Origin of the sequence: Marinobacterium sedimentorum (assembly GCF_024267675.1) — a bacterium.
GTDB lineage: Bacteria > Pseudomonadota > Gammaproteobacteria > Pseudomonadales > Balneatricaceae > Marinobacterium_A > Marinobacterium_A sedimentorum.
Genome location: NZ_JALDYX010000062.1, coordinates 1 through 10,721, shown reverse-complemented (window position 1 = coordinate 10,721; position 10,721 = coordinate 1). Strand labels below are relative to the sequence as shown.

Annotated in this window: 10 protein-coding genes and 5 tRNA genes; 3 read left to right on the top strand and 12 right to left on the bottom strand. The window is 58.9% G+C overall.

The window, feature by feature from the left end; translation table 11 throughout:
• Positions 1-158: 158 nt before the first annotated feature.
• The 5 genes from MRS74_RS23135 to MRS74_RS23115 all read right to left on the bottom strand — a co-directional run bounded on the left by MRS74_RS23135 (position 159) and on the right by MRS74_RS23115 (position 771).
• Positions 159-234 (bottom strand) — tRNA-His (locus tag MRS74_RS23135).
• 134 nt (positions 235-368) lie between these two features.
• A tRNA-His gene (locus MRS74_RS23130) sits at positions 369-444 on the bottom strand.
• 20 nt (positions 445-464) lie between these two features.
• Positions 465-549: transfer RNA gene (locus tag MRS74_RS23125), tRNA-Leu, on the bottom strand.
• A gap of 14 nt (positions 550-563) precedes the next feature.
• Positions 564-639 (bottom strand) — tRNA-His (locus MRS74_RS23120).
• A 55-nt stretch (positions 640-694) separates the two neighbouring features.
• A tRNA-Arg gene (locus tag MRS74_RS23115) sits at positions 695-771 on the bottom strand.
• Positions 772-1,096: 325 nt separating this feature from the next.
• Here MRS74_RS23115 and folD point away from each other — a divergent pair.
• The gene (gene folD, locus MRS74_RS23110) at positions 1,097-1,954 is read left to right on the top strand and encodes a bifunctional methylenetetrahydrofolate dehydrogenase/methenyltetrahydrofolate cyclohydrolase FolD (RefSeq protein ID WP_254582646.1); all 858 of its coding nucleotides are present in this window, start codon (positions 1,097-1,099) and stop codon (positions 1,952-1,954) included.
• Between the two features lie 136 nt (positions 1,955-2,090).
• Here folD and MRS74_RS23105 read toward each other — a convergent pair whose 3' ends face one another.
• From MRS74_RS23105 to MRS74_RS23075, 7 genes are all read right to left on the bottom strand, one after another.
• Positions 2,091-2,516, bottom strand: a complete 426-nt coding sequence (locus MRS74_RS23105) for a potassium channel family protein (protein WP_254582645.1) — start codon at positions 2,514-2,516, stop codon at positions 2,091-2,093.
• A gap of 204 nt (positions 2,517-2,720) precedes the next feature.
• Positions 2,721-3,008: an Rdx family protein gene (locus tag MRS74_RS23100; RefSeq protein ID WP_254582644.1), complete on the bottom strand. Its 288-nt coding sequence runs from the start codon at positions 3,006-3,008 to the stop codon at positions 2,721-2,723.
• 87 nt (positions 3,009-3,095) lie between these two features.
• Positions 3,096-3,821 (bottom strand): hypothetical protein, encoded by a 726-nt coding sequence (locus MRS74_RS23095; protein ID WP_254582643.1) that lies wholly within the window; start codon positions 3,819-3,821, stop codon positions 3,096-3,098.
• The gene (locus tag MRS74_RS23090; protein WP_254582642.1) at positions 3,811-4,722 is read right to left on the bottom strand and encodes a radical SAM protein; all 912 of its coding nucleotides are present in this window, start codon (positions 4,720-4,722) and stop codon (positions 3,811-3,813) included. The genes MRS74_RS23095 and MRS74_RS23090 overlap by 11 nt, the downstream gene beginning before the upstream one ends.
• Positions 4,722-5,369 (bottom strand): TIGR04282 family arsenosugar biosynthesis glycosyltransferase, encoded by a 648-nt coding sequence (locus MRS74_RS23085; protein WP_254582647.1) that lies wholly within the window; start codon positions 5,367-5,369, stop codon positions 4,722-4,724. Before MRS74_RS23085 ends, MRS74_RS23090 begins: the two co-directional genes overlap by 1 nt.
• Positions 5,370-5,501: 132 nt before the next feature.
• Positions 5,502-6,887, bottom strand: coding sequence for a cysteine--tRNA ligase (gene cysS / locus MRS74_RS23080; RefSeq protein ID WP_254582641.1), 1,386 nt, complete (start codon positions 6,885-6,887; stop codon positions 5,502-5,504).
• Between the two features lie 122 nt (positions 6,888-7,009).
• Positions 7,010-7,879, bottom strand: a complete 870-nt coding sequence (locus tag MRS74_RS23075) for a hypothetical protein (RefSeq protein WP_254582640.1) — start codon at positions 7,877-7,879, stop codon at positions 7,010-7,012.
• A 557-nt stretch (positions 7,880-8,436) separates the two neighbouring features.
• Between MRS74_RS23075 and MRS74_RS23070 the strand changes: the two genes are divergently transcribed.
• Entirely contained in the window at positions 8,437-9,498 is a 1,062-nt protein-coding gene (locus MRS74_RS23070) for a M14 family zinc carboxypeptidase (protein ID WP_254582639.1), read from the top strand.
• Complete coding sequence (locus MRS74_RS23065; RefSeq protein ID WP_254582638.1) at positions 9,495-10,328, top strand: alpha/beta fold hydrolase; 834 nt, start codon at positions 9,495-9,497, stop codon at positions 10,326-10,328. Before MRS74_RS23070 ends, MRS74_RS23065 begins: the two co-directional genes overlap by 4 nt.
• Positions 10,329-10,721: the final 393 nt, after the last annotated feature.

Below are 10,721 nucleotides of genomic sequence, written 5' to 3'. Positions count from 1 at the left end.
CCACGACCACCGGAATCACAATCCGGGGCTCTACCAACTGAGCTACGCCCACCACAGCGTTACAAGCAGGGTAACTTTTAAGCAGGCAGGCGCCTGTTTGTTACACCGCAGGTTTTCTTAAGCGTTCAGCATCATCGTCCCGACGCAAGGCGCGGGAATGGGGTGGACGATGGGGCTTGAACCCACGACCACCGGAATCACAATCCGGGGCTCTACCAACTGAGCTACGCCCACCACTGCGATGAAGCCAGTCTGAATTTACAGCGATCTATTCGAAAAACTGATCCCTGCAGACCCAGCATTGAAACGGTTTGCCTGTGAATCTCGCGATTCTTTAAATACTGATTACCCATGCCTGCTATCAGGAATGGGGTGGACGATGGGGCTTGAACCCACGACCACCGGAATCACAATCCGGGGCTCTACCAACTGAGCTACGCCCACCACAGCGTTACAGACAAACATGGTGCGGACGGGGAGACTCGAACTCCCACACCTTTCGGCACCAGAACCTAAATCTGGCGTGTCTACCAATTTCACCACGTCCGCACAGCTATCAGGAATGGGGTGGACGATGGGGCTTGAACCCACGACCACCGGAATCACAATCCGGGGCTCTACCAACTGAGCTACGCCCACCACTGCCTGATTTTTAACACTTTCTAGCATTTTACCGGATAAGCAACTTGCCTAATGGCACGCCCGGCAGGAATCGAACCCGCAACCTACGGCTTAGAAGGCCGTTGCTCTATCCGATTGAGCTACGGGCGCATTGCTCCCGCCTTTAAACAGAGCTTCTGCAACCAGGGTTGCGGGCGACCTGTCCAAAGGAGCGGCATATACTACGGCCGGCATTTTTTGACGTCAACTAAAAAGTATGGATTTTTTCAGTAAAATCATACTGGTTACAGAATAGCCACGAATTTACGGCTATTGCTGCGAAAGCACAATTTTCAGACGCGGCCCGGTATCTGAAAACGGCCCAAGGTAACAGTCGTTGCCCATTTAACGAAATAGCCGCTTGGCCGCGCACCTGTAACCATGAGAAAATCCGCGCCAGTTAACTAACACCCGCCTCGAGGAATACAGCCCAGCGATGACTGCAAACATAATTGACGGCAAACGGATTGCAGCCCAAGTGCGTGAAAAAGTGGCCCAGGGTGTAAAGAAGCGCACCGAAACAGGCAAGCGAGCGCCCTGCCTCGCCGTGGTTCTGGTGGGGGCTGATCCCGCGTCCCACGTGTATGTGCGCAACAAGAAAAATGCCTGCGAGGAAGTAGGCATTCAGTCGGTGTCCTACGACTTGCCCGCCACCGCTTTGCAGCAGGAGCTGCTGGAGCTGGTCGACAGGCTGAACGCAGACACTGGGGTTGATGGCATTCTGGTTCAGCTGCCACTGCCCAAACAGCTCGATGCCAATGCAATCCTGGAGCGTATTCGCCCGGACAAGGATGTTGACGGTTTTCACCCCTTTAACCTCGGACGTCTGGCTCAGCGCCTGCCTGCCCTGCGTCCCTGCACACCCAAGGGCGTCATGCATCTGCTGGAGTCCACCGGCTTCGAGTTTCACGGCAAGGAAGCAGTGGTCGTTGGTGCATCCAATATCGTTGGCCGCCCCATGGGGCTGGAGCTGCTGCTGGCCGGTTGCACCGTGACCACAACCCATCGCTTTACTCAGGATCTGGCAGTGCATGTCGGCCGCGCTGATGTGGTTGTAGTGGGCGTTGGCAAACCCGGGCTGGTGAAAGGCGAATGGATCAAGCCCGGCGCTGTGGTTATTGATGTTGGCATCAACCGTCTGGATGACGGCCGCCTGGTGGGTGATATCGAATTCGATACAGCCGCTGCGCGCGCCAGCTGGATTACCCCGGTACCCGGCGGTGTTGGCCCCATGACGGTGGCCTGCCTGATGGAAAATACCCTGGAAGCAGCCAATCAGCTTGATCAGGGCTGAGCACGACTGATTGGCCCTGCCTGCCGTCGGCCAAGGACGGCAGGCCTTTGGGATCAACAGCACCGACACCTCCCTGCAGGCACCTTCCCTCTCCCGCCCGGCCATTACCTGCTCGCAGCCTTGGGCGCAGGCTTCGCTAGCGGGAATCCCAGTAGCGCTGCATTTCGACAAACAGGAAAGAGGCCGTCCAGGTAATCAGCACCAGACCGGTCAACGATTCGATTCCGGTTAAGTACCTCAGATGACCGACAGGCTGAATATCGCCAAACCCCAGGGTGGTAAAGGTCGTAAATGAGAAATACACACAATCCAGCAAGCTGCCGCTGAAATTGCCCTGCAGCTCGCCCCAGCCGGGATTGCGGTGCATCACGTAATAGGCGACAGCAAAGATCCATACCTCGATGGCATGGGCCAGCAGTGCGCCGCACACTCCCAGCACTATCCTGAATCGGTGCTTGACCCTGAGTTTCGGCACGAGCAACGTCATGCGGAACAGGAATTCGTAGTGGATAATGATCGCCAGCACGACGACCAGTGTGTTGATCAAAGTTGCAAGTAGCACAGGCGCTCCAGCCACAGTTCAGATCTGAACGGATAGAATTACAGCCTTGTAAAACCAGTCAGATTTCACCCTTCTGTATAGAGCCGCAGAACGCCATGAATAACAACCCCCGGGCCTGAAAACACAGGGTCAAACTGCCTGACGCTACGGATACAGCCGAACCGGCGCAACCCGCCGTGCGCCGGACTGCAGCGTCCTGGCCAGTCAGCGATCCAGATGTCCGAGATTCATGTCAGGATCCAGCCTGTCGCGCACACGCTGCTTGAGCTGCTTGATCTTCGCAAAGCCCTGCTCACGCTTTCGGCACCAGATCAGCTCGCCATTATAACGAATCTGGTAGGTGCCGGGATTCGCGCTTGGCTGTATCGCCACCTCGCTGAGCTGCCCTTCGAAGGTACTTAACAACGCCTGGGCCATCCAGCCCGCCCGCAGCAACCAGCGACAGCCGGTACAGTATTCGATTTCAATACGGGCAACCTTAGACGCACTCATGACGTGGGCCTGTGCTGTTGGTGAAGAGCCTCAGACTCTAAACCAGTCGGGCGGCTCGAATAAGCATTTTTACAGGGTCAACAAAATTTATGGAGCGGACTTAACAGAGCGGCGCCTAGCCCACTGGCAGCCGAGCAGCCGGATATATTGCGGCAGTGCCTGGCTCATCCAGCGCCACTGATAGACTGCGGTGAGCCGGAACCAGCCTCTGGCGCGATACTTGCGCGCACTGGTGCACAGGGTAGCATCGAGTTCATGCAGGCGGATTCCCCGCTGTCTGGCATGCCACACCAGCAGGTGGTCCTCGCCATAGGGCGCATGCTCGGGGTAGCCGCCGAGGGCATGGAAGTGTTGTGCGCTAAGGCAGAGCCCCTGATCCCCGAAAGGGACACCCAGCCTGCGCGAACGCAGGTTAGCCGCCCAGGCATTGAGCCGGGTCGGCCCCGCACCATCCTGGTCAAAGGCGAGGCGGAAATACTGCAGCGCTGCAGGCGCGCTTTTCAGGCCCCGCTGCAACGCCGATATCATATCGATCGTCAGTATTGAGTCCAGATGCAGGAACCAAAGGACCTCCCCCTGTGCAGCTCGGGCCGCGGTGTTCATTTGAAGCGCTCGGCCTTGAAATGAGATAACGGTATAAACTCTTTTGTTACAATATACCGCGAGATCATCCCTTGGTTCACAGAGCGCGAATATCACTTCCCACTTCGGCGGCAGCAATACCAGCGCATTGAGCAGCGCAAAGGGGCCCGACTCGCCAGGCCCGATCGGGATAATGACGCTGACCTTCGCCATGGCTGCTTCAGATTTCACTGCAGGATGAACCATAGCGGAAGCACGAAAAACAACGATGATGCTTCATGCTGACCTGCTGCTCCATAGCTTCATGCAGGGTTGAGCCCAGATCATATTCGGGGTCATCGTCCACCAGGGTGCAGGCGTAAACCCGCATGCGGTTGTTCTGCTTGACGACCATCTTGCTGAAAGCGCACATAAAATTGCGCCGAGTTGCTTCACTCTGAAACTGGGTCATGCAGTTTGTCGTAACGCTCGGCACATCGGCGTGACTGCCAGGGGGCAGAAAATCAGGAAAGGCCACCTGGGTGAGATCCGCCGGCAAGCCCTGCTCTAGCAGCAAGGCTGCGTACCCGGTAGCGACCATGGAGCTGTCTTCATCCGTCTTCATGTGGCGGGCTATGGATACATGAAAGCCCCTGGCGTACAGCAGGCGCAAACCCTCAAAGGCACGATCGAAATTGCCCTCACCCCTGCCCGCATCATGTTCAGCGCGATCGATTGAATCGATGCTGACACGAAAGCTCACCGGATGGTCTGAGTCACGCAACACATCCAGCTGATGTATGCGCTTGTGCAGGGCATCGGTGCCATTGGTGAGCACCAGACAGGGCGCAACTGCGCTCGCCCGCTGCAGTATGCGCACCAGATCCTTCGCCAGAAAGGGCTCGCCGCCGGTAAAGGAAAACTGCTCCACGCCCATTGCGGCGGCTTCGTCGATAAAAGGTTCGGCATCTGCCAGTTTCAGCAACTGCAGGCGATTGTCGCCGGGCTTTGAGCCTTCAAGACAGAAGGGACAGCTCAGATTGCAGGCCGTACCGGTGTGAAACCACAACTCTCGCAGCGCATGGGGGCGAATATAGCCGCGGGCCTGACCTTCTGGAGTGCTATACCAGTCGCGACTGCGAATCGGTTCCATCAAAGGCATTCCTGTAAAAGACTGTGTAGCGCCTGTTGTGGCGCGCGCGTATCAGCGGCCAGGGATGTGCGTAGCCGGCGCAGATCTGCAACCAGATCAACATCGTCACAGGGCGCCACCCAGCCGACCGAAAGCCCGGCCTGCTCGCAGCACTCTACCAGTGCCTGCCCCAGTTCTGGCGTACTCCAGGGCAGTGCATGGAGCTCCGGCCAGGCCACCGCGGCAGCCATCAGCGTCACTCCGCCATCAGTAGCGGCGGACAGCACTATGTCATGCTGAGCGAGCTTCTCGGCGGCCGCCAGCAATTGATCAGGGGTCTGCTCCGGCATATCCGAGCCAATGATAATAAGCCGCTCATGCCCTGCTGCCCGCAACTGTCGCTCCACATGATTGATACGCTCGCCAAGGTTGTTACCCTGCTGGGCAATCACCGCATCAACCCAGGGATGCTCGGCTCGATAGCTGTCGCAATCGGCGGCATCGGCGCAGGCAATTACGCTAGGGCCCGGCCAGCTGGCGAGCTGGGCCAGCGCGCACCGGTGCAGCATATCCGCGATACGAAAGGCGCCCTGCTGGCCGAGGACCCGCGCCAGGCGTTGCTTGCCAACACCGAGGCGCGGGTGCTTGCAGAAGAGTATGAGAGTCATGCCCACAAGGGTAAGAAACCTGAGTGAATTAAAACTGAACGCGGGTGCGCGAAACGCACTGCTTTGGGTATAAAGCCATTGGTGTAAAAAAGGCGGCCCAGGCCGCCTTGATCACTCACTGCCACACTGATATCAGCCCTCGCGGTACCAGCTGGTACCGGAGCGATCATCCTTGAGGATCACGCCCTGGGCCGCCAGGTCATCACGAATCTTGTCCGAAAGTGCAAAATCGCGGTTGCTGCGGGCGTCCTTGCGTTGCAGGATCAGGGCCTCGATCTGCTCGGCACTGAGCTCGCCGGCACGGTCTTGACCCTTGAGGAAGGCATCGGGGTTCTGTTGCAAAAGCCCGATAATTCCACCCAGACGCTTGAGCTGCGCGGCCAGCTTGCCGGCCTCCAGGCTGCCCTCACGTAGCGCGCGGTTCAGCTCGCTGACCAGTTCAAACAGCACCGCCAGCGCCCTGGGTGTATTGAAGTCATCGTCCATGGCGGCGTAAAAGCGGGTTTCAAAGTCGTTGTCCGGCTCAGCGTCGGCAGATTCCACCGAGCCGAGTGCCTGGTAGAAACGCTCCAGCGCACTGCGGGCTTCTTTCAGGCTGTCTTCGCTGTAATCGATATAGCTGCGATAGTGCACGCTGGCCAGGAAGTAGCGTACAACTTCCGCATCGTACTTTTCCAGCACGTCACGGATGGTGAAGAAGTTGCCCAGGGACTTGGACATTTTCTCGCTGTTGACCCGTACCGGGCCCGCGTGCATCCAGGTGTTGACGTACTGCACACCGTTGGCGGCTTCCGACTGGGCGATCTCGTTTTCGTGGTGCGGGAACGGCAGGTCGGGGCCGCCACCGTGAATATCAAAGGTATCGCCCAGGCAGCATTTGGACATCGCCGAGCACTCGATATGCCAGCCCGGGCGGCCGGGACCCCAGGGCGACTCCCAGCTAACTTCACCGGGCTTGGCGGCTTTCCAGAGCACGAAGTCCAGCGGGCTTTCCTTGGCTTCTTCAACATTGACACGGCTGCCGGAGCGCAGCTCATCAATATTCTGACGCGTCAGCTTGCCGTAGCCGTCGAATTTCTCAACCCGGTAATAGACATCACCATTAGTGGCGGCATAGGCAAAACCCTTGTCGATGAGTGTCTGCACCAATGCGAGAATATCATCCATATGGGCGGTGGCACGCGGCTCCATATCCGGGCGCAGCACCGACAGACGGGTTTCATCTTCGTGCATGGCCTCGATCATGCGACCGGTCAGGGCATCAGGTGTCTCGCCGTTTTCGGCCGCACGCTTGATGATCTTGTCGTCCACATCGGTGATATTACGCACATAGGTCACATCCCAGCCGCGCGCACGCAGATAACGGGTGATCACGTCGAACGCCACCATGACCCGGGCGTGGCCGATATGACAGAAGTCATACACCGTGATGCCGCAGACATACATGCGAATTTTGCCCGCGTCGATCGGCTCGAAGGGCACTTTATCCTTGCTCAGAGTGTTATAGATTTGCAGCATCAAACCAGCTTTTGAGTCAGATTCGGGATTCCGCCAACGGTTCAAGAGCCCTGAGGCCAGTCCCGCAGCACGTATGGACGCCATTATAAATCAATTGATTGCGCAATGGCGCCCCGGATTTACTACCAGAAGGCCGCGTCGTCCGGGTCCGTCACGGGGGCCAGTGGCACGCCTTGAACATCGAGGCGAATTTCACCCAGCTGTGCGTCCGACAAGGGGCTGCGCTCGGCGCTGAGGACAAGCCTCTGTGGGCCATCCCAGCTGATGGCCTCCCATTGGGCATAGGTGCTCAGCTTGTAACGCTGCGCCCTGCTCCAGTCCGGTGCCAGCTTTTGAACACCAGCGGCACTATTAAATAACGGTATAATCCAGATAAAACTATGTCCAAAGAGGCGTTCACGACTATAGCCCAGCAAGACCAGCCGCCTGGATACCGGATCATAGTCCGCCGCCGTAATCAGCCCGTTCACCGGATAGCTGCGAAATGGGTACAGCGCCTGCTCTCGTGCCTGCTTGTCTAGTCGATACAGCTCTGTTTGCCCATCCCCGCGGTTCTTGCTGAACAGCCAGAGCTCGCCTTCCACGGCCGTAATGGCCTCGCAGTCGAAGTTATGACTGTCGGATGCGCTGACCTCAAGCCGATGGCCGTAGCGAAAGTTGCTGACGTCATATTCAACCCGGCTGCCATCGGGTGCACTGAGCACATCAAGCGCGACCCGATAGAGCTGCAGGGTTGCGCGCCTGCCACGGTTATTGCCGCAATCCGCGATATACAGCGCCTTCGCATCCACCGCCAGGGACTCCCAGTCGATATTGCGGGCCCCTGCCAGATAGAGCGTCTTGGCGATACTGCGGCCATCGCTTGAGAGCTGATAGATAGCGGCATCATCGCCACTGTCGTTGAGTGTCCAGAGGCGGCCTTCAATCTGCGCCAGCCCCGAGGTTTCAAGCACGTCAGCGGGCAGCAGCGCCAGGCGTTGTACCTCGGCCACGCCAGCTCTATTCGCAGCCGCTTGCGGTGCACCAGGCTTAGCAACGGTATCCGGCACTTTTGCCGTAGCCTTCACCTTGGGGGAAGGCGCCTTAATTGAAGAGGCCTGAGCGGATTCCATCTGCACAGGCGCTTCTGGCTGCAAGCCTGGTTGCTGCGCAGGCACTTCAGGCTGCTCGCCACCTGCTGATGACTGCGCGGCCGCCTCAGTCCCGGACCTTACCGACCCGTCCTGCGTGGAGCACCCCGCCGCGAACAGCAGTACAGCCATCACGGCCACTGCGCTCATCGCCCTGGCCGCATCTCCCAAGCGCCCCTCTAAGACACCCTTAGCTGCCGATCGCACCCTGCTCAAAACCACTGTGTGAACCCTTTGTGAAGCTGCCAACGCCCGCGAGCATAGCAGCTAAACTGCAGGCCTATAAGCGTGAAACCGCTTTGCTGCCATCTTGCAGCAACCTGCCTTTGTTACCGGACACCCATGCAGCCGCTGAACCCGTATCTGACAATCTTTCCTGCCCCCGCCTGCTGCCGGCCGCGTTCCCGGCTCCAGGGCCTATGACGTCCGGGCCGAGCCTGCAGCGCCCCTTGCCTGAACTGGATGAGCTGCAACGGCTGATCGCTCGCGGCGCCAAGCAACTGGATGTAGAAATACTTACAGAGGTAACCGACGGCGCCGATCGCTATCCGCTCTATGCCCTGAGACTTGGCAATCCGGATCCAGCGGCGCCGGTATTGCTGTTGTGCGGCGGCATTCACGGTGTCGAGCGCATAGGTACCCAGCTGCTGCTGACTCAGCTTGATGCGCTGCTGGCGCGGCTGCCCTGGGATCAGGGACTGCAGCTGGACCTTGAACATATCCGCCTGGTGTTTTGCCCGCTGCTGAATCCCGCCGGCATGGCGCGTGGATCACGCGCCAACGGCAAGGGAGTCGACCTGATGCGCAATGCCCCGCACAATGCCGAACATCCGGGCGCCTGGCCGCTGTCGGGCCACCGTATCGGGGCCTGGCTGCCCTGGTATCGCGGTGCGCTTGATCAAGCCATGCAGGTGGAATCTGCGGCGCTCTGTACCCTGGTGAACCGCGAGATCGCCAGTTCGCCCTTTTGCCTGTCGCTGGATTGCCATTCCGGCTTTGGCATGCGCGACCGCCTGTGGTTTCCCTATGCCGGCAGCACGCAGCCGCTGGAGCAGCTCGGCGAAGTACATGCCCTGGTGGAACTCTACGAAGGAGCCAATCCACACCATCGCTATCTGCTCGAACCCCAGTGCCACCAGTACCGCACCCATGGCGACCTCTGGGACCATCTGTATCATCAGCATCTGCTGCGCCACGCCGACAGCACGGGGCCGATACCGGCCTTCCTGCCACTGACACTGGAACTGGGCTCCTGGCTCTGGGTACGCAAGAACCTGCGCCAGCTCACCAGCTTCAACGGGCTTTTCAATCCCCTGGTGCCACACCGGCAGCGCCGTATCCTGCGCCATCACAACTCCCTGTTTGATTTCATGATCCGTGCGGTGCGCTCCTGGCAGCAGTGGCTGCCCGAGGGCAGCGCCCGTGATATTCAGCAACAGCGCGCACTGCAACGCTGGTACCAGGGGCGCGAACACAGATGAACCGGGCACTGACAGAATTCATCCCGCGCACAGCCTCTGGGTTAGGCCCGAAAAACAATAACGAGCCGGTTGATGTCCGGACGCTACCCCGCTGGGTGCTGCTGCGCGGCCTTGTAAGGGAGCAGCGCCACTGGGGCGACTTTGGTCAGCGCCTGGCGGATCATTTGCAGGTACGGGTGCTGTGCCCGGATCTGCCCGGCAACGGCCAACTCTATCGGCAACAAAGCCCAGTGCGCCTGATCGACTTGGTAAAGCATCTGCGCCTTGAACTGCGTCCCTCTCCAGCTGCACAGACAGATACACCCCTGCGGCTACTTGGCCTGTCGATGGGCGCCATGGTTGCCACCGAATGGGCGCTGCGCTATCCAGAAGAGATTGGCAGCCTGGTGCTGATCAACGGCAGCATGGGTGACCTGAGCCCGCCCTGGCAGCGCCTGCGCCCGAGCGCATTGGCGTGCATCGCACGGGCACTAATGCTCGATACCGCCGGGCGCGAGGCGCTGATCTACCGCCTTAGTTGTCATCGCAACACCGATGCCACCCTCGCGCACTGGCTCACATACGCCCGGGACTGTCCGGTAAGCCGTAGCAACTTATTACGCCAGCTTGGCGCGGCGAGCTGCTATCGCAGCGGCAGGCGTGTGCCTGCTACGCCTGCTCTCATCCTATGTTCTCGCAACGATGCGCTGGTAAACCCCACCTGCAGCGCCGCCATCGCCAATTACTGGCGGGCACCGCTTGCCATCCATGAAGCTGCCGGCCACGACCTGCCCCATGATGACCCCGACTGGGTGCTGGCACAGATAACGCGCTGGCGGTTATCTGACTAAACGTCTGTTCCTATTAACGTCTGTGGGCCTGAACACAAAAAAGCCCGACTCTGTCACCAGAGCCGGGCGTTTTGATCGTTTCAGTGCGTGCTTTTAGCTTACTTGGCCTGAATTTTCACCCCGTCCGTTCGACGAAGAGCGCGCAGCGTTACGGTGCGGTTAAACACCAGGCGGCTCTCATCGGAATCCTTGTCGACTGTGCCAACTAAAAAGCCCCAGACGCTCAAACTGACAACGACACGTCCATAGAGCAAGACCGCAAAACGACGAGCCCTGAATGCAAAAAAACGCCTGACCCCGTTGCCGGGATCAGACGTTTTATCGTGTTTAAATGCGTACTTACTTGGCCTGAATCTTCACCCAGGAATCGCGCAGCGTTACGGTGCGGTTAAA

What these genes read in the sequence shown, in the direction of transcription:
- MRS74_RS23100 (WP_254582644.1), bottom strand. Translation starts at nt 3,008, where the DNA reads ATGAGTGCGTCTAAGGTTGCCCGTATTGAAATCGAATACTGTACCGGC.
- MRS74_RS23070 (WP_254582639.1), top strand. Translation starts at nt 8,437, where the DNA reads ATGACGTCCGGGCCGAGCCTGCAGCGCCCCTTGCCTGAACTGGATGAG.
- MRS74_RS23090 (WP_254582642.1), bottom strand. Translation starts at nt 4,722, where the DNA reads ATGGAACCGATTCGCAGTCGCGACTGGTATAGCACTCCAGAAGGTCAG.
- folD (WP_254582646.1), top strand. Translation starts at nt 1,097, where the DNA reads ATGACTGCAAACATAATTGACGGCAAACGGATTGCAGCCCAAGTGCGT.
- MRS74_RS23085 (WP_254582647.1), bottom strand. Translation starts at nt 5,369, where the DNA reads ATGACTCTCATACTCTTCTGCAAGCACCCGCGCCTCGGTGTTGGCAAG.
- cysS (WP_254582641.1), bottom strand. Translation starts at nt 6,887, where the DNA reads ATGCTGCAAATCTATAACACTCTGAGCAAGGATAAAGTGCCCTTCGAG.
- MRS74_RS23065 (WP_254582638.1), top strand. Translation starts at nt 9,495, where the DNA reads ATGAACCGGGCACTGACAGAATTCATCCCGCGCACAGCCTCTGGGTTA.